Raw genomic sequence first — 16,449 nt, forward strand, 5'->3', positions numbered from 1 at the left:
TGCTCCTACACTCCACGTTCATGCTGCACGCCCTCGCCGTCGATGACGAACGTCCCTCGCTCGAGGAACTCCTCTATCTGCTGAACGCGGACCCGCGGATCGGCAGCGTGGCGGGCGCGAGCGATGCGACCGAGGCGCTGCGCCACATCAACCGCGCCCTGGAGGCCGGGTCCGACGGCCCCGATGCGATCGACGTCGTCTTCCTGGACATCCATATGCCCGGGCTCGACGGACTGGAGATGGCCCGGCTGCTCACCGGCTTCGCCCGGCCGCCGCTGGTCGTGTTCGTCACCGCCCACGAAGGCTTCGCCGTACAGGCCTTCGACCTCAAGGCCGTCGACTACGTCCTCAAGCCCGTGCGGCGCGAGCGGCTCGCGGAGGCCGTGCGCCGGGTCGCGCACCTGCGGGATGCCGCACCACGCATACCCGTGCACGAGCCCGATCCCGATCACATTTCCGTCGAACTCGGCGGGGTGAGGCGGTTCGTGCCCGTCGAGGGCATCACCCATGTGGAGGCCCAGGGCGACTACGCCCGTCTGCACACCTCCCAGGGCAGCCACCTCGTCCGGATCCCGCTGTCCACCCTGGAGGAGCGCTGGCGCTCGCGCGGCTTCGTCCGCATCCACCGTCGCCACCTCGTCGCCCTGCGCCACATCAGGGAACTCCGCCTGGACGCAGGCGCGGTGAGCGTCCTCGTCGGCCCCGTCGAACTCCAGGTCAGCCGACGGCACGCCCGCGAACTGCGGGACCTGCTGATGCGCCACACCGCGGGGCGGTGAGGCCGGCATGCCCCAGGACAGCAGCGAACGCCGTGTCGTCGTCAGCGGGCCGCCCCGGCGCACCCGGCTTCGCTCGCGCGGGCGGTACCCCCATGCCTCCGGCTACTACCGGCCCCGTACCGAGATCGCCGAACAGACGACGCTCGGCCACACCTATGTCCGCTCGCTGATGCGCAGCCAACTCAGGGCCGCGCTGTCCGTGTTCGCCGTCCTGGTGCTCCTGGTGGGACCCCTGCCCCTGCTCTTCGCCACCATCCGGAACAGCGGCCTGCAATGGGCCGTCCTCGGCTTCTGCCTCTACCCGCCGATGGTCCTGCTCGCCCGCTGGTACGTACGCCGAGCCGAACGCAACGAGAAGGACTTCGTCCGCCTCGTCGAGGACCGCTGAGGCACGATTCGTGAACCAGAACTACGCCGTTCCCGCGGTCGCCCTCGTCGTCCTGGCGACCGTCCTCGTCGGTGCCTTCGGCCTGCGTATCTCCCGCACCACCTCCGACTTCTACGTCGCCTCCCGGACCGTCGGCCCCCGCCTGAACGCGACCGCGATCAGCGGCGAGTACCTCTCCGGCGCCTCCTTCCTGGGCATCGCCGGCCTCGTCCTGGTCCAGGGCCCCGACATGCTCTGGTACCCGGTCGGCTACACCGCCGGCTATCTGGTCCTGCTCCTGTTCGTGGCCGCGCCGCTGCGCCGCTCCGGTGCCTACACCCTGCCCGACTTCGCCGAGGCCCGGCTCGCCTCGCAGCAGGTCCGACGGCTCGCCGGAGCCTTCGTCCTCGGGGTCGGCTGGCTCTACCTGCTGCCCCAACTCCAGGGCGCCGGGCTCACACTGGCCGTGCTGACCGGGGCACCTGCCCCGCTCGGCGGGATCATCGTCGCGGTCGTGGTGGTCGCGACCGTCGCCGCCGGCGGCATGCGCAGCGTCACCTTCGTACAGGCCTTCCAGTACTGGCTCAAGCTCACCGCCCTGTCCGTCCCCGCCCTCTTCCTGGTGCTGGCCTGGCAGGGCGACGGCGCGCCACGCGATGCCTTCGCCGAGCCGGTGACCTTCCGCGACCACCACGTCGTACGGATCGACCACAGCCTCCATCTGAGACTGTCCCGCCCGCTCGACGTCACGGCGACGGGCACCATCGACGGCCGGCGGTACACGGGAGAGCCCGTGGACCTCGACGCCGGCGTCCACCGCATCGAACGCGGCACCCGGCTGACCTTCGCTCCGGGCGCCCCCGTCCCCACCGCCGACCACGGCAGCAACGGCGGCATGTCGTCCTCGCTGGCGTCCGGCCGCCGGGAACGCCCGCTGTACGCCACCTACGGACTGATCCTCGCCACCTTCCTGGGCACCATGGGCCTGCCGCACGTCGTGGTCCGCTTCTACACCAGCCCGCACGGTGGGGCGGCCCGCCGCACCACCGTCGCCGTCCTCGCGCTGATAGGCGGCTTCTACCTGCTGCCGCCCGTCTATGGGGCGCTGGGCCGGCTGTACGCCCCGGAACTCACCCTTGCCGGGGACGCCGACGCCGCCGTCCTGCTGCTGCCTCAGCGGATGATCGGGGGGCTTGGCGCAGACCTGCTCGGCGCGCTGGTCGCGGGCGGGGCCTTCGCCGCGTTCCTGTCCACGGCGTCGGGACTGACCATGGCGGTCGCCGGTGTACTCACGCAGGACGTGCTGCCGGCGCGGGGCGTCAGGCATTTCCGGCTCGGCACACTGCTGGCGATGGCGGTGCCACTGGCAGCGAGCCTGCTGGTGGGCGGGCTTCCGGTCGCCGACGCGGTGGGCCTCGCCTTCGCCGTGTCCGCGTCGTCGTTCTGTCCGCTGCTCGTCCTGGGCATCTGGTGGCGGCGGCTGACCCCGCCCGGCGCGGCGGCCGGGATGCTGGCCGGCGGCGGCTCGGCGTTCGTGGCGGTGGCGGCGACCATGGCGGGATTTACGGGCACCGGCACCCTGCACGCGCTGCTCGCCTGGCCCGCGCTGTGGTCGGTCCCGCTCGGATTCCTGACCATGGTGCTGGTCTCCCTGGCCACGCCGCGGCGGGTGCCGGCCCAGACGGCGGCGATCCTGGCGCGGTTCCACCTTCCGGAGGAACTGAGGACGGAGGTGAAGGCATGAGCGGGTTCCTCGCCGGGCTGTGCGTGGCCGCCCTCCCTTTGCTCGCCGCCGGATTCTGGGCCGGCCGGCGCACCGCGCGCCCGGAGACCCTCGGCGGGCTCGGCACCCCCGTCGAGCACGCCACCTTCCAGACCCTGCACACCGCCTCCCTGGCCGCGCCCCCGCTGCGGGCCGGCCTCACCGAGGAGACGGCCCGCAAGTCCGCGCGCCGGCTGCGCACCCTGCTCGGCACCGACGCGCTGTGCCTCACCGACCGGGAGACCGTGCTGGCCTGGGACGGCGCGGGGGAACACCACCGCGACGAAGTGCTTCAGCGGCTCACCGGCGCACGGGAGACCGGCCGCGGCGAGGCTTTCCGCCTGCGCTGCGACGAACCAGACTGCCCGCTGCGCTGGGCCGTCGTCGCCCCGCTCACCGTCGACGACCGCGTACACGGGGCGCTGGTGGCGTGCGCGCCCCGCGAGTCCGCCGTCCTCGTCCGGGCCGCGGGCGAGGTCGCCCGGTGGGTGTCCGTGCAGCTGGAACTGGCGGACCTCGACCGGTCCCGTACGCGGCTCATCGAGGCCGAGATCAAGGCGTTGCGCGCCCAGATCTCCCCGCACTTCATCTTCAACTCACTCGCGGTGATCGCCTCGTTCGTGCGGACGGACCCCGAGCGGGCCCGGGAACTCCTCCTGGAGTTCGCGGACTTCACCCGCTACTCGTTCCGACGGCACGGCGACTTCACCACGCTCGCCGACGAACTCCATGCCATCGACCAGTACCTGGCGCTGGTGCGGGCCCGCTTCGGCGAGCGGCTCTCGGTCACCCTGCAGATCGCGCCGGAGGTGCTCCCGGTCACCCTGCCCTTCCTCTGCCTCCAGCCCCTCGTCGAGAACGCCGTCAAGCACGGCCTGGAGGGCACCGCCGACAAACGCCACATCAGCATCACCGCCCAGGACGCCGGCGCCGAGGCACTCGTCGTCATCGAGGACGACGGCGCCGGAATGGACCCCGCACTGCTGCGCCGCATCCTGGCCGGAGAGGTCAGCCCGTCGGGCGGTATCGGCCTGTCCAACGTCGACGACCGGCTGCGCCAGGTCTACGGCGACGACCACGGGCTCGTCATCGAGACCGCGGTGGGCGCGGGCATGAAGATCACCATCCGGTTGCCGAAGTACCAGCCGGGGGTGCATTCGGCGGCACGGCTGCCCCGGGAGTGAGCCTCAGGTGTTGTGCGAGACCACCATGCCGAGGGTGATCAGGCCGAGGACGGCCCAGCCGAACCACAACCAGCCGTTGCTGCCGAGCGCCACCGTGTAGGCCGTCACCATGACGAGCCCACCGACGGTGAGCCCCCCCATCGCCTTCGTTGAACCGGGCATCGCAACACCCTCCTCAGGGTTCGTTCCCCTCATGGTGCCCAGTTCTGTGCACTCCGCACCGGCCGAGATGAATACTGCCGTCGCACAGCAAAGGGGGCTGCCCGGCCCACCGGCCGGACAGCCCCCTCGCAGGAGCTCAGTGACTGCGTGCGTTGAGCGAGGCCAGATAGGCGTTGTACGCCTCGAGTTCCTTGTCGCCGTCGCGCGCCGCGGCCCGGTCCTTGCGCTTCGCCTGCCGCTGCTCCGAGGTGTACCACTGGCGGAGCAGCGCGAGCAGCACCAGTACGGAGGGGATCTCGCTGAACGCCCAGGCGATCCCGCCCGCAGCCATCTGGTCCGAGAGGGCGTCGATGCCGAGCGAGGCGGGCGGGTGCTGGTAGGTGCCGATCATCGGCGTGGTCGCCATCATCAGGGCGATGCCGAAGAACGCGTGGAACGGCATGCCCGCGAACAGTTCCAGGATCCGCATCATGTAGCCGGGGCGGTGCGGTCCCGGGTCGACCCCCATGATCGGCCAGAAGAACACCACGCCGACGGCGAGGAAGTGGATCATCATCGCGATATGCCCGGTCTTGGACTCCATCAGGAAGTCGAAGAGCGGGGTGAAGTACAGCGCGTACAGGCTGGCGATGAACATCGGGATCGTGAACAGCGGGTGGGTGATGACGCGCATGTAGTGGCTGTGCAGCAGCATCAGCAGCAGTTCGCGCGGGCCCTTGCGGCCGCGGCCCGCGGTCGGCAGCGCGCGCAGCGCCAGGGTCGTCGGCGCGCCGAGCAGGATCAGGATCGGCGACAGCATGCTGATCACCATGTGCTGCACCATGTGCACGCTGAACATGACCATGCCGTAGTCGTTCAGCTTGGTGCACATGACGAGCATGATCGTCAGGATGCCGACGACGAACCAGGCCGTGCGGCCCATCGGCCATTTGTCACCACGCCGGGTGAGACGTACGACGCCCCATCCGTACAGTCCGAGCGCGAGAAGACAGGCGATGAGGAAGAACCAGTCCGTGGACCACTCCAGACCCCGTGCCAGCGTGAACGGCGGCAGATCCATGATCATGCCGTTCATGCCGTGCCCGCTGTGATCCATCCGCCCGCTCCTGTTTCGTGGGGGTTGTGCCTGTCTGCCCGCAGCAGAGTGAAACCGCCTCCCCAGAGTAGAACCGCCCCCGGTCGCGGCTTCGACCGGGGGCAGTGCAGCGCGCCCGTAAGGGGCACGGGAAACTGTGCGTCACGTCAGGGGCAGCCGCAGCCGGCACGGCCGCGCCGCGCTCGCCGCGGTGTCACCGGGACGGCTGGTACGGTCCCCGACCTGCTGAGCGAGAGCCAAGCCGGCACCGCAACTCCTTTGCTTGCAGCGCCCAACCGGGCTGGTTCCCACCCGGATGATGTCGATCATGCAGGACCTGCTGGTCTGCCGGGCCGGTAGGCGACGTGAGTCAGAAACCCCCTGCTGCAGTTGGGGGAGGGTTCAAAGAACACACTCCGCCTCGGTGTACCGCTCCTGGGGCACCGTCTTCAGCGTCTCCACCGCCTGGGCCAGGGACACCATCACGATGTCGGTGCCGCGCAGCGCGGTCATCATGCCGAACTCGCCGCGGTGCACGGCTTCCACGGCGTGCCAGCCGAAGCGGGTGGCGAGGACACGGTCGTACGCGGTCGGCGTGCCACCGCGCTGGACGTGTCCGAGGATCACGGGACGGGCCTCCTTGCCGAGGCGCTGCTCCAGTTCCAGGGAGAGCTGGCGGGCGATGCCCGCGAAGCGCTCGTGGCCGTAGACGTCCTTGCCGCCCTCGTCGAAGTCCATCGTGCCCGGCCTGGGCTTGGCGCCCTCGGCGGCCACGACGATCGCGAACCGCTTGCCGGCGGCGAAGCGTTCGCCGACGCGTGCGGTCAGCTCATCGATGTCGAAGGGTCGTTCCGGCACGACGATCGCGTGGGCGCCGGCGGCCATGCCGGAGTGCAGCGCGATCCAGCCGGTGTGGCGGCCCATGACCTCCACGATCAGCACGCGCTGGTGGGACTCGGCAGTGGTCTTCAGCCGGTCCAGTGCCTCGGTGGCCACGCCCACGGCGGTGTCGAAGCCGAAGGTGACGTCCGTGACGGCGATGTCGTTGTCGATGGTCTTCGGTACGCCGACGATCGGAAGGCCGCCGTCGGACAGCAGCCGGGCCGCCTTGAGCGTGCCCTCGCCGCCGATCGGGATGATCGCGTCGAGTCCCAGTTCCGCGACATGGTCCCTGGCCCGCTCCACCCCGTCCCGCAGATGCTCGGGACGGACCCGGGAGGAGCCGAGGATCGTGCCGCCGCGCGCCAGGATGCCGTTCACGGCATCGAGGTCGAGCTTGAGGTAGTCGCACTCCAGGAGGCCCTTCCAGCCGTCCCGGAAGCCGATGACCTCGTCGCCGTGGTCGGCGACGGCGCGGTGCACGACGGACCGGATGACGGCGTTCAGGCCGGGGCAGTCACCGCCGGACGTGAGGACACCAATGCGCATGGTCCCAGATACCTTCTCCACATGGGCCGGGCACCGGACCACGCTGTCCGGATCGATCCCCGCCACCCTACGGCGGCAGGGGGCGAGGTCGCACCGCCAGTCCGTCTGCTGGACGTGCCCGCTCAGCTGTGCGGGCGGGGCGTCAGACGGGCCTTCGGCGCGCTACGCGGACTGCTGCGCGGCCGCGATGCGCTCGTCGCGCAGCGCCTCGTACCAGCGGTCGTCGACCGGCGGGAGGGCGTTGACGTCCAGCGCCAGTTTCAGCAGCAGGTCGGCGATCTGCGGGTTGCGCGCGAGGACGGGACCGTGCATGTACGTGCCGAAGACCGTGTCGTTGTACGCGCCCTCCGTGCCGTCTCCCGTGCCGTTGCCCCTGCCCTGCCGCACCTGCGCGAGCGGGCGGGCGGTCGGGCCGAGGTGGGTGACGCCCTGGTGGTTCTCGAAGCCGGTGAGCGGGGGCAGGCCGAGCCGCGGGTCGATGTCTCCGAGGACGTCGCCGACGCAGCGCTCGCCCTCGCCGCGCACCGAGACCACGTCGAGCAGGCCGAGGCCCGGCTCGCGCTGCCCGAGGTCGTTGATGAACTCGTGGCCCAGGATCTGGTAGCCGGCGCAGACCGAGAACACGATCGCGCCGTTCTGCACGGCCTGGTACAGGTGCCCGTCGCGGCGCAGCCGCTCGGCGGCGAGCCGCTGCGGACGGTCCTCGCCGCCGCCGATCAGGTAGATGTCGCCGGAGGTCGGGATCGGCTGGTCGCTGCGCACGTCGAGGCGGGCCACGTCGAGGCCGCGCTGCCGGGCCCGGCGTTCCACGACGAGCGCGTTGCCCTGGTCGCCGTAGGTGCTGAGCAGGTCGGGGTAGATCCACACCAGCCGGAGGCTGTTGTCACTCATCGATGATCGTCCTTAGGGGTCGGTGCGGGGATCAGTTGCCGACGCGGCGGCGCAGGTCCTGGAACGCGGTGTAGTTCGCGATGACCTCGATCCGGCCCGGCGGAGCCAGCTGGACGGCCTGGTCGATGTTCTCGCACACCTGGAAGGACTGGTTCGCGACCTCCAGGCGCACGGCGAGGTCCAGTCTCCGGTCACCGATGACGAAGATCGGGTGGCCGGTGAGCTGCGTGTAGTCGACGTCCCACAGCCAGGAGGTGTCGGTGCCGTCGGCGCCGCGCGCGTTCACGGAGAGGATCACCGGGGTCGGCGGGGGATCGATCAGCGAGAAGGTCTCCAGCCAGCCGGCCGGGTTCTTCGCCAGTAGCAGCCGCAAGTCGCGCTCCATGAACTGGACCACGTCGTAGCGCCCGGCCACGGCCTGCACCTGGTACATGCGCTCCAGAGCGACCTGCGGGGGCACGCCGAAGACGGCGGCGACGGCCGCGGAGCTGGCGGCGTTGGCCTTGTTGGCGCGGCCCGGCAGCTGAAGGTGGATCGGCCAGGCCGAGCCGTGCGGGTCGAGGACGTGGTCGCCGGACAGCGCCCAGCTCGGGGCCGGCCGGCGGAAGCCGCACTCGCCGCAGTACCAGTCGTCGCCGGGGCGCTGCATCACACCGCCGCAGGACGGGCAGGACCAGGCGTCGTCCTTCCACATCTGGCCGGCCGCGACCCAGATCACGTTGGGCGACGACGAGGCGGCCCACACGACCAGCGGGTCGTCGCAGTTGGCGACGATGACGGCCTTGGTGCCGGACAGGCCCTCGCGCCAGTTCTCGGCGAGCATACGGGTCTCGGCGGCGCGGTCGAGCTGGTCGCGGGAGAGGTTGAGCAGCGCGATGCACTTCGGGTCGGTGTCCCGGGCGACCCCGGCGAGGTACTTCTCGTCGACCTCTATGACAGCGAACTTGGCGTCCGAGCCGCCCGCCAGCGCCGAGGTGATGCCGGCGGGCATGTTGGCGCCGAGCGCGTTGGAGACGACCGGGCCCGCGGCGCGCAGTGCCTCCGCGATCAGGCGGGTGGTCGTGGTCTTGCCGTTGGTCGCCGAGACCAGGATGACGTCCAGGTTCTGGGCGAGCCGGGCGAGGAGGTCGGGGTCGAGCTTGAGCGCCACTCGGCCGCCGATCACCGATCCGCTGCCGCGCCCCGCGGCGCGCGATGCCGCAGCGACCGCCTTGCCCGCGGTCACGGCCAGCTTGGCCCGCGGCGTCAGCGGGTCCGAGTTGCCTGCCATCAGTTCCCGATCCTCCTTGCGTACGGCGCGCGCCCCCTGTCCCGGCAACGTGCGGGCCTCAGCCTATCGAGATCCACTCACACACCCGAATCGCGGCACCGCCCCGGTGCCCGCGCGATATGAAGGACCGTACCCTTGCCGCCATGCGACACCGCTCCATACCGGGCGCCCGCGGGCGCGTCCGGCCGCTCACCCTGCTCGGTGACCGTCTGCTGCGCACACCGTGCGCGGAGGTCACCGCCTTCGGCCCCGAACTGGCCCGGCTCGTCGAGGACATGTTCGCCACGATGTACGCCGCGCAGGGCGTGGGACTGGCCGCGAACCAGGTCGGGGAGTCGCTGCGGGTGTTCGTGTACGACTGCCCGGACGACGAGGACGTGCGCCATCTGGGACATGTGGTCAACCCACGGCTCGTGGAGGCCGCCGGTGTGGTGCTGCGCGGTCCGGAGGGGTGTCTGTCCCTGCCAGGGCTGGAGGCGGGGACGGAGCGGTACGACCAGGCGGTCGTCGAGGGCTTCACGGTGGACGGCGAACCGGTGCGGGTGCACGGCACCGGGTGGTTCGCCCGGTGCCTGCAGCACGAGTGCGACCACCTGGACGGGGGCCTGTATGTGGACCGGCTCGGCGGCTGGCGCCACCGGAGGGTGATGCGGCAGGCGGCCAGGGCACCCTGGAGCCGCCGGGAAGACGCGTCGCGGTAGCGGCGCGTCAGAACCCCGGTCCTCCCGCGCGGTTCCCGGCGGCGGCCAGCCGCCCCCACAGCAGGTCCGCCAGGCTCCGTACCAACTCCGCCCGGGAACAGGGCTGTTCGCCGAGCCACCAGTCCCCGGCGGCGTGCATCATGCCGACGATGCCGTGTCCCCACACCCGGGCGAGCCGGTGGCTGTCCGGGCCGAGGTCCACCCGTTCCTCGACGACCTGGGCCAGCTCCTCGCCCATGCGGCGCAGCAAGGGAATGGAGTGCCTGCCCGTGTCGAAGCCCTGCTCGCTCTGTGAGCCGCCCTCCGCCGGATGCATCAGGAAGCGGTACACCTGCGGCCGTGCCTCGATCGCCGCGAGGTAGGCGTCCAGCGTGGACTCGACCCGTTCCCGCCGATCGGCCGGGGCGTCGAGTGCCGCCCGCAGCGAGGCGAGCAGGGCGTCCGTGTGGCGTTGGGCGAGCGCGGCGTACAGCCCGCCCTTGTCGCCGAAGTGGCGGTAGAGGATCGGCTTGGTGATTCCGGCCTCTGCCGCGATGGCGTTCATCGAGGCGCCGGGGCCGTCGCGCAGCACCACCCTGTCGGCGGCCTCCAGCAGCTCGCGCCGTCGGTAGTCGGCGGACCGCTGCTGATCGGTCCGCTGCCTGGTCTCCATGATCTCTCCCCACCCGTGCTGATCGGTGACGCCTGCGCAACGTAACACCGAAAGCCTGGTCGACATCGAACGAGCTGACGACTCTGTTCGTGGTCGCTTCACCGTCGGTTCGGGAGTTGACTTCCCCTACTGGCAAGTAACACACTTTGGTTACCGCAAGTAACATGCTGGCGCAGTGCTGGAGGGGACATGGCCGAGTTCACCATGGAGCTCAACGACGAACAGAAGGAGGTCCGGGACTGGCTGCACGGCTTCGCCGCCGATGTGATCCGCCCCGCCGCCGCCGAATGGGACGAGCGTGAGGAGACTCCCTGGCCGGTCATCCAGGAGGCCGCGAAGACCGGCATCTACTCCCTCGACTTCTACGCCCAGCAGTACTTCGACCCCACCGGCCTCGGCATTCCGATGGCCATGGAGGAGCTGTTCTGGGGTGACGCGGGTATCGCCCTGTCGATCGTCGGCACCGGCCTCGCCGCCGTGGGCGTGCTCGCCAACGGCACCGAGGAGCAGATCGGTACCTGGATCCCCCAGATGTACGGCGACGTCAACGACGTCAAGGTGGCCGCGTTCTGTTCCTCAGAGCCCGACGCCGGCTCCGACGTCGCCTCGATGCGTACACGTGCCGTGTACGACGAGGCCAAGGACGAATGGGTGATCAACGGCACCAAGACCTGGGCGACCAACGGCGGCATCGCCAACGTCCACGTGGTCGTCGCGGTGATCGACCCGGAACTGGGCTCCAAGGGCCACGCCTCCTTCATCATCCCGCCGAACACTCCCGGCCTGTCCCAGGGCCAGAAGTTCAAGAAGCACGGCATCCGCGCCTCGCACACCGCCGAGGTGATCCTCGACGGCGTCCGCGTCCCCGGCTCCTGCCTGCTCGGCGGCAAGGAGAAGCTGGACGAGCGGCTCGCCCGCGCCCGCGAGAAGGCCAGGAAAGGCGGCATGGGGAGGGTGAAGAACGCGGCGATGGCGACCTTCGAGGCGTCCCGTCCGGCCGTGGGCGCGATGGCCGTGGGCACCGCGCGGGCGGCGTACGAGGTGGCCCTGGACTACGCGAAGACGCGCGAGCAATTCGGTCGGCCGATCATCGACAACCAGGGCGTCGCCTTCCAGCTCGCGGATATGCGCACCCAGATCGACGCCGCTCGTCTGCTGGTGTGGCGCGCCTCGTGGATGGCGATCAACGGCAGGCCGTTCACGGCGGCCGAGGGGTCGATGTCGAAGCTGTTCGCCAGCGAGACCGCGAAGACGGTCACCGCGCAGGCGATCCAGATCCTCGGCGGCAACGGATACACCCGGGAGTACCCGGTGGAGCGGATGCACCGGGACGCGGCCATCTACACGATCTTCGAGGGTACGAGTGAGATCCAGCGGCTGGTGATCTCCCGGACGCTGTCCGGGATGCCGATCCGGTAAGCCATCCCACCAGCAAGACGCGCATAGATCGTTGCCACGAAAGCGGCCCTCCCGACTGTCCGGGAGAGCCGCTTCTGTCTGCCCAACGAAAGATCAATCCGCGTCTGGGGCTGCCAGCGCTGCACCGGAAGCGGCTGCCGCAATGCTTGCCGAGGGCACGCCAACACGTACACGGTGCCCGCGTCATGATCTCCCCGCTGCGTTTGGGTGTGCCGGTGCCGAATGGGATCGCGCTCCGCATCGGCATGCAGCTCCCGGCCCGTGTTCAGGCGGCGCTCGCGGAGGCGGCCCTGTGCGGCCGGTTGTTGACCGGGCGGACGCTCGCCGCCGCCGACGACCGCACCGAGGCCGACCAGCGCCTGCAGGCCCGACTGTGCGCGGCGAACAAGACGCTCGCCGCCCACGATCCCCGACTCGTCACCCGCTGGGCCGACATGCCCGGCCTCAACCGATAGGAGACGCCCGATGTCTGACCCCGTTGACTTCTCCGACGTCCAGGTCCGGGACGACATCCGCTTCGTCACCGACGACAGCGGATGGGGAGGGAGCGGCGAGTGTTGGCGCACTGGGAACGTCGTCAAGGTCACTGCCACCTCGGTCATGGTGATCTGTGACAACCGGACCCGCGCCATCCTTTCCGTCGCCAACTGGAACGCCCGCAAGCCGCAGTTGGTCGCCCGCGGCGGAGACCAGCCGTGACCGCCCCGCCCCCGCCCGCTGACGTCCCGCCTGCCGCGTGGTGGGAGGAGACCCCCGCCGAAGCCGCCGCCCCGCATGATGCCTTGCGCCGCCGCCCTTCGCGGGACCACAACACGATCCGCACGCGAAGCGCCGCATCGGCCGGAACATCCCACGACCCGGCCAACTCCCGCATGTCTGCGAGCCGTTCAGAGGCGAGAGTGATCACGAGACACTATCCGTCCCGTCGATGCGTGAACTAGCATGCGCCTGCTCGTCAAAGAATGATCACTACTGAATCGGGGACAACTTGAGCACGAAGCGCCGCATCGCCACGTTGATCGCGTCGACTGCGCTACTGGTCGGGGGAACGGTCACCATGGGCGCGGGCACAGCCGCCGCTGATCCCAACTTCACTTTCAAGTACAGCGGCACTACGAGCAACGGAAGCTTTACCGTTGCTGTATACAACAATGGCACCTACGCAGGGCTGGCCGAGTGGAACGCCGACCCCGTCTCCGGTCACCCCGGCGATGCCATGCGGGCAGGGGACGTCCTCTCAGACGGCTGGTACGTTAAGGCGATCCTTCTGAGCCCCTATCGTCTGGCCACGACACAGGGCCACCCCGCGACATATCTCACCCCTTGGAAAACCGGAGATCTTCCGGAAGGCCAGAAGGTGGAGATGCGGGTCGCCATAAGCAACGGAACCACCACCTACCTCTCTCAGTACTACACCGGTCACGCGTAAACGTTCCTTCGGTAGATGGCCTGCTCTGCCCGCCCCAATTCCGGCGCGTTCGCTCGTCGTTCAAATATGCAACGTATACCCGCCAGGCCCAACCGCCTGGCGGGACGGGCTCAACGCCCGAGATTCGCGCGGGTTGCCGATCCGGCGGCGGCGCGCGGCAAGTAGACGGGCCAGGAACTCGACGATGTGGCGCGGGACGTCGAGCCTGGCAACATAGGTGACCAACCAAGGCGCGGGCGTTCTCAGCCGATGGGCGTGATGAGGTCGAAGGTGTGGTCGGGGTGTGAACTGTCGTGATCAACTGCGGCGGTCATCCGCACGGCGGCGCTGCTGCTGCCCCGCTCACCCGAAGCCGAACGCCGTTACCAGATCCTCCGCAACGCCTGACCAGCCCCGCCTTGTGGGCCTGCCCCCGGTCGTCCGGGAGTGGGCCCACATGCGTGCGGTGCTCAGTCGATGTACGACCCGTCGGCCCGCAGCTGGTGCCGGGAGCGGAGGTGCTTGCACTGCGGGCAGTGCGACATCGACCCGCGCTTCACCACCCACGAGATCCCGCACGTCATCAGATGCAGGAACCCGACCAACCAGTCCTGCCCCAGCCGCGTGAACCCCGGCATCACGCATGTCCGGCAGTCCCGGCAACCCGCCATCACAACCCCCTCAGCAGTGCGCACCCCCCGGTACGCAGGTCACGGAACTCTAGACGCCACAGCCGCCGCACGGGGCACACATGGCCGGAAGGATCAACCGAAGGAGGTGATGATCACTGTGCCCAGCAATCGAGGAAAGGTGCGCTCCAAGGCCCAGTGGCGATAGCTGGATGTTCGCCAGTCGCCAGACGTTCGCCCACAGGTGGGCCCGCGCTCGTAAGCGTAGCCACGGGAAGAAGGTCGGCTACCGAACGCTCCCCCCGCGACGAGGCGCCCCCCTGTTGTGGTGGCCGGCACACGTGCGCCCCCGGTCGACGGGCCGGGGGCGCACGTACTCCTTGCGGATGGGAGATCTGGGAGACGCTTGGGAGATGATCAAGCAGGTGAAGCCCGGAACAACACCCACACAAACCGGAGGAACGCCAGCCGACATGATGGTTGACCAGCGCACGAGCCGACACGCCACAGGCCACACACCGGGACGCGGCCATCTACACGATCTTCGAGGGTACGAGTGAGATCCAGCGGCTGGTGATCTCCCGGACGCTGTCCGGGATGCCGATCCGGTAGCGGGGGCTTCAGGGGCGCTGGGGCTCACCGGTGTTTCAACGGCGTCAGCTGTTCGATGTCGTACCGCCTGCGCAGCGCCTCGATCGCCTCATGGTCTGGCGGACCCCCGTCACGCAGGATCTCCAGCAGCTCCTCGAAGTAGCGCTCGTGGTCCGGGGGCGGGGACGCCTGGAAGAACATCTTCGCGGGGGTCTCGGTGGGGTTCGCGAAGGCGTGCGGGCAGCCGGGGGGTACGACGATGACCGTGCCGGGTGTCGCCCGCACCACCCGGCTGCCCGACCTCGACTCCCACTTCTGCCAGTGGTCGGGGGTCCGTACGCGCGGCTCGAAGGCGAGCACGTCCAGCTCGCCCTCGAGCACGTAGAACAGCTCCTCGCTGCGCGTGTGCACATGGGCGCCGACGTCGAAGCCCGGCGGCACGAGCACTTCGAACGTGGACGAGGTGCGCGAGTGCGAGCCGGTCACCTTGAACGTCACATGCTGGGCCGGCGTCCGCACGACGCGTCCGTGTCCGGGTGGTACGAGCAGACCCTCGATGGCCGCCACCCCTTCTGTCGTCGTCATCAGCGGCTCACTTCTTCGGCTTCGCGTTCTCGGCGACGTGCCAGCGGCCCAGGGCCATCTCCGCGGTGATGCCCGGCCCGAAACCGGCCAGCAGCCCGCGCGCGGTGTGCTCGACGCCACCCGCCTCGAAGAGCCGGCGCAGCGCGTCCAGGACGACGGCGCTCGCGATGTTGCCGTACTCGGTGAGCGTGGCCCGGCTGAACCGGAAGGCCTCCGAGGGCACCTTGAGGAAGGTACTCAGGTCGTCCAGGATCCGTGGGCCACCGGCGTGGACGATGTAGAAGTCCAGGTCGGAGGCGTCCCAGCCGTGGTGTCTCGCCAATTCCTGGAGCGCCGGGGCGAGCGGTTCCATGGTGGCCGGCACCCGCTTGTCCAGGAGGAAGTGGAATCCGGTGGCACGGACGTCGTACATGATCCACTCTTCGGTCTTGGGGATCAGGTACGAGCCATTGCGTTCCAGCTTGACGCCGGTGCCGCCCTTGCCGCGGACGACCGCGGCCGCGATGCCGTCTCCGAACAGGCCGTTGGACAGCAGGGAACCGACGCCGAGGTCGGTGGGCTGATAGCACAGCGAGCAGAACTCGCAGGCCACGATGAGCGCGTTGGCGTCCGGGTAGGCGGTGCAGAAGTCATGGGCCCGGTTGATGGCCGCGCCGCCCGCGGCGCAGCCCAGCTGGGCTATCGGTATCTGCCGGGTGTCGGTGCCGAAGCCCATCGTGTTGATCAGCCACGCGGTCAGCGAGGGCATCATGAACCCGGTGCACGACACGTAGATGATCACGTCGATGTCGGAGGAGAGCAGTTCGGCGTCGTCCAGCGCCCGCTGGACGACCGCGGGGACGCGGGCTTTCGCCTCGGCCTCGTAGAGGTTGTTGCGCTCCTCGAAACCCGGGTGCTTCAGGGTCTCCTCGATGGGCTGCACGATGTGCCGGGTGCGGACCCCGGTGTTCTCGATCAGCCGCAGTGCCAGTGGGAGTTGGGGGTGGTCGGCGTGGCGGGAGCGCGCCAGTTCGAGCGTCTCCTCCATCGTGATCACATGTTCCGGCACGGAAACCGCGGGTCTGCACAGAGTCGCCATGGAGCGCGCCTTCTTTCGCCTTGGCGGGGGACTCCTCGTCCCCCGGCGGAAGGATGGGGTCACCCCTCTGCGGGTGACCCACCCACGATCACCCCGTGGCGCGGGGATATCTCGTCGGATTACTCCACTTCAGCGAAGGACACAGCGTGACGCTCCGGGTGCGCAGAGCGGGGAGGGCCGGTGGGAGCAGGCCGCGAGGGGCTGAGCGCGTCGCGACGGGGGAGCGGGGCCCTGGCATGCTGCGGCTCCGCCGTGTGGGCGTGACGAGCCGCAGGCGCCCCGCACGCAGTCTTACGGCCCAGTGCTGTGACCGGAAAGGCTCACCGGCTCGCGGCGTCCGGCACGGCACTCCCCCAAGCTCTTCGAGCAGGGGGGACCCCCACGCCGCGTTGTCGCATCACCCGGGTACATCCACAGCACTCCCGGCACGCACGCTCGCCGCACGGCGCCGCAGGACAGGTGGCTCCG

At 69.8% G+C, this 16,449-nt stretch carries 18 protein-coding genes and 1 pseudogene; 10 read left to right on the forward strand and 9 right to left on the reverse strand.

The genetic code is table 11. The features are described 5' to 3' along the window. Window positions 1-20 precede the first annotated feature (20 nt). Genes BIV24_RS01130 through BIV24_RS01145 form a run of 4 tightly spaced genes read left to right on the forward strand, consistent with a single transcriptional unit; the run spans window position 21 to window position 4,092 of the window. Complete coding sequence (locus BIV24_RS01130; RefSeq protein WP_071364195.1) at window positions 21-779, forward strand: LytR/AlgR family response regulator transcription factor; 759 nt, start codon at window positions 21-23, stop codon at window positions 777-779. A gap of 7 nt (window positions 780-786) precedes the next feature. Continuing rightward, complete coding sequence (locus BIV24_RS01135) at window positions 787-1,167, forward strand: hypothetical protein (protein ID WP_071364196.1); 381 nt, start codon at window positions 787-789, stop codon at window positions 1,165-1,167. 10 nt (window positions 1,168-1,177) lie between these two features. Beyond that, complete coding sequence (locus tag BIV24_RS01140; protein ID WP_071364197.1) at window positions 1,178-2,890, forward strand: sodium/solute symporter; 1,713 nt, start codon at window positions 1,178-1,180, stop codon at window positions 2,888-2,890. Then, window positions 2,887-4,092, forward strand: a complete 1,206-nt coding sequence (locus tag BIV24_RS01145) for a sensor histidine kinase (RefSeq protein WP_071364198.1) — start codon at window positions 2,887-2,889, stop codon at window positions 4,090-4,092. Before BIV24_RS01140 ends, BIV24_RS01145 begins: the two co-directional genes overlap by 4 nt. A 3-nt stretch (window positions 4,093-4,095) precedes the next feature. On the opposite strand, the gene BIV24_RS32900 is transcribed toward BIV24_RS01145, so the two are convergent. The 5 genes from BIV24_RS32900 to BIV24_RS01165 all read right to left on the reverse strand — a co-directional run bounded on the left by BIV24_RS32900 (window position 4,096) and on the right by BIV24_RS01165 (window position 8,918). After that, window positions 4,096-4,254 (reverse strand): hypothetical protein, encoded by a 159-nt coding sequence (locus BIV24_RS32900; protein ID WP_107459133.1) that lies wholly within the window; start codon window positions 4,252-4,254, stop codon window positions 4,096-4,098. Between the two features lie 136 nt (window positions 4,255-4,390). After that, complete coding sequence (locus BIV24_RS01150) at window positions 4,391-5,350, reverse strand: cytochrome c oxidase assembly protein (protein ID WP_071364199.1); 960 nt, start codon at window positions 5,348-5,350, stop codon at window positions 4,391-4,393. A gap of 381 nt (window positions 5,351-5,731) precedes the next feature. Then, window positions 5,732-6,757: a 6-phosphofructokinase gene (locus tag BIV24_RS01155; RefSeq protein WP_071364200.1), complete on the reverse strand. Its 1,026-nt coding sequence runs from the start codon at window positions 6,755-6,757 to the stop codon at window positions 5,732-5,734. Between the two features lie 162 nt (window positions 6,758-6,919). Next, window positions 6,920-7,648, reverse strand: a complete 729-nt coding sequence (locus BIV24_RS01160; RefSeq protein WP_071364201.1) for a type 1 glutamine amidotransferase — start codon at window positions 7,646-7,648, stop codon at window positions 6,920-6,922. A gap of 31 nt (window positions 7,649-7,679) precedes the next feature. Beyond that, window positions 7,680-8,918, reverse strand: a complete 1,239-nt coding sequence (locus tag BIV24_RS01165; protein WP_071364202.1) for a MurT ligase domain-containing protein — start codon at window positions 8,916-8,918, stop codon at window positions 7,680-7,682. A gap of 143 nt (window positions 8,919-9,061) precedes the next feature. On the opposite strand from BIV24_RS01165, the gene def reads away from it, so the two are divergent. Beyond that, entirely contained in the window at window positions 9,062-9,619 is a 558-nt protein-coding gene (gene def / locus BIV24_RS01170) for a peptide deformylase (protein WP_177198596.1), read from the forward strand. Between the two features lie 7 nt (window positions 9,620-9,626). Here the strand turns inward: def and BIV24_RS01175 are convergent, their stop codons facing one another. Then, window positions 9,627-10,271, reverse strand: a complete 645-nt coding sequence (locus BIV24_RS01175) for a TetR/AcrR family transcriptional regulator (RefSeq protein WP_071364204.1) — start codon at window positions 10,269-10,271, stop codon at window positions 9,627-9,629. A gap of 189 nt (window positions 10,272-10,460) precedes the next feature. On the opposite strand from BIV24_RS01175, the gene BIV24_RS01180 reads away from it, so the two are divergent. The 4 genes from BIV24_RS01180 (at window position 10,461) to BIV24_RS01195 (ending at window position 13,119) form a co-directional block, all read left to right on the forward strand. Continuing rightward, complete coding sequence (locus tag BIV24_RS01180) at window positions 10,461-11,690, forward strand: acyl-CoA dehydrogenase family protein (RefSeq protein WP_071364205.1); 1,230 nt, start codon at window positions 10,461-10,463, stop codon at window positions 11,688-11,690. A gap of 185 nt (window positions 11,691-11,875) precedes the next feature. Beyond that, on the forward strand, window positions 11,876-12,145 hold the full coding sequence (locus BIV24_RS01185; RefSeq protein ID WP_071364206.1) for a hypothetical protein: 270 nt from the start codon (window positions 11,876-11,878) through the stop codon (window positions 12,143-12,145). A gap of 10 nt (window positions 12,146-12,155) precedes the next feature. Further along, on the forward strand, window positions 12,156-12,389 hold the full coding sequence (locus BIV24_RS01190) for a hypothetical protein (RefSeq protein WP_071364207.1): 234 nt from the start codon (window positions 12,156-12,158) through the stop codon (window positions 12,387-12,389). A 289-nt stretch (window positions 12,390-12,678) separates the two neighbouring features. Beyond that, on the forward strand, window positions 12,679-13,119 hold the full coding sequence (locus BIV24_RS01195) for a hypothetical protein (RefSeq protein WP_071364208.1): 441 nt from the start codon (window positions 12,679-12,681) through the stop codon (window positions 13,117-13,119). Between the two features lie 449 nt (window positions 13,120-13,568). Here BIV24_RS01195 and BIV24_RS01200 read toward each other — a convergent pair whose 3' ends face one another. Further along, complete coding sequence (locus tag BIV24_RS01200; RefSeq protein ID WP_245766635.1) at window positions 13,569-13,736, reverse strand: hypothetical protein; 168 nt, start codon at window positions 13,734-13,736, stop codon at window positions 13,569-13,571. 507 nt (window positions 13,737-14,243) lie between these two features. Between BIV24_RS01200 and BIV24_RS31120 the strand changes: the two are divergent. Beyond that, window positions 14,244-14,339, forward strand: a pseudogene (locus BIV24_RS31120) (acyl-CoA dehydrogenase family protein); the annotation flags it as partial. A gap of 24 nt (window positions 14,340-14,363) precedes the next feature. Here BIV24_RS31120 and BIV24_RS01205 read toward each other — a convergent pair. Together BIV24_RS01205 and BIV24_RS01210 are read right to left on the reverse strand one after the other, a co-directional pair. Beyond that, window positions 14,364-14,903 carry a cupin domain-containing protein gene (locus BIV24_RS01205; RefSeq protein WP_071364210.1) on the reverse strand — a complete coding sequence of 180 codons (540 nt, stop codon included), beginning with the start codon at window positions 14,901-14,903 and terminating at the stop codon, window positions 14,364-14,366. A 7-nt stretch (window positions 14,904-14,910) separates the two neighbouring features. Continuing rightward, on the reverse strand, window positions 14,911-16,044 hold the full coding sequence (locus BIV24_RS01210) for a type III polyketide synthase (RefSeq protein ID WP_281247670.1): 1,134 nt from the start codon (window positions 16,042-16,044) through the stop codon (window positions 14,911-14,913). Window positions 16,045-16,449 lie beyond the last annotated feature (405 nt).

This window comes from Streptomyces colonosanans (assembly GCF_001866645.1).
Classification (GTDB): Bacteria; Actinomycetota; Actinomycetes; order Streptomycetales; family Streptomycetaceae; genus Streptomyces; species Streptomyces colonosanans.

Excerpts from the sequence above, each read along its gene's own strand:
- BIV24_RS01175 (WP_071364204.1), bottom strand. The coding sequence starts at position 10,271 with ATGGAGACCAGGCAGCGGACCGATCAGCAGCGGTCCGCCGACTACCGA.
- BIV24_RS01135 (WP_071364196.1), top strand. The coding sequence starts at position 787 with ATGCCCCAGGACAGCAGCGAACGCCGTGTCGTCGTCAGCGGGCCGCCC.
- BIV24_RS01130 (WP_071364195.1), top strand. The coding sequence starts at position 21 with ATGCTGCACGCCCTCGCCGTCGATGACGAACGTCCCTCGCTCGAGGAA.
- BIV24_RS01180 (WP_071364205.1), top strand. The coding sequence starts at position 10,461 with ATGGCCGAGTTCACCATGGAGCTCAACGACGAACAGAAGGAGGTCCGG.
- BIV24_RS01205 (WP_071364210.1), bottom strand. The coding sequence starts at position 14,903 with ATGACGACGACAGAAGGGGTGGCGGCCATCGAGGGTCTGCTCGTACCA.
- BIV24_RS01160 (WP_071364201.1), bottom strand. The coding sequence starts at position 7,648 with ATGAGTGACAACAGCCTCCGGCTGGTGTGGATCTACCCCGACCTGCTC.
- BIV24_RS01185 (WP_071364206.1), top strand. The coding sequence starts at position 11,876 with ATGATCTCCCCGCTGCGTTTGGGTGTGCCGGTGCCGAATGGGATCGCG.
- BIV24_RS01145 (WP_071364198.1), top strand. The coding sequence starts at position 2,887 with ATGAGCGGGTTCCTCGCCGGGCTGTGCGTGGCCGCCCTCCCTTTGCTC.
- BIV24_RS01200 (WP_245766635.1), bottom strand. The coding sequence starts at position 13,736 with ATGCCGGGGTTCACGCGGCTGGGGCAGGACTGGTTGGTCGGGTTCCTG.
- BIV24_RS01155 (WP_071364200.1), bottom strand. The coding sequence starts at position 6,757 with ATGCGCATTGGTGTCCTCACGTCCGGCGGTGACTGCCCCGGCCTGAAC.
- BIV24_RS01190 (WP_071364207.1), top strand. The coding sequence starts at position 12,156 with ATGTCTGACCCCGTTGACTTCTCCGACGTCCAGGTCCGGGACGACATC.
- BIV24_RS01150 (WP_071364199.1), bottom strand. The coding sequence starts at position 5,350 with ATGGATCACAGCGGGCACGGCATGAACGGCATGATCATGGATCTGCCG.
- def (WP_177198596.1), top strand. The coding sequence starts at position 9,062 with ATGCGACACCGCTCCATACCGGGCGCCCGCGGGCGCGTCCGGCCGCTC.
- BIV24_RS01165 (WP_071364202.1), bottom strand. The coding sequence starts at position 8,918 with ATGGCAGGCAACTCGGACCCGCTGACGCCGCGGGCCAAGCTGGCCGTG.
- BIV24_RS32900 (WP_107459133.1), bottom strand. The coding sequence starts at position 4,254 with ATGCCCGGTTCAACGAAGGCGATGGGGGGGCTCACCGTCGGTGGGCTC.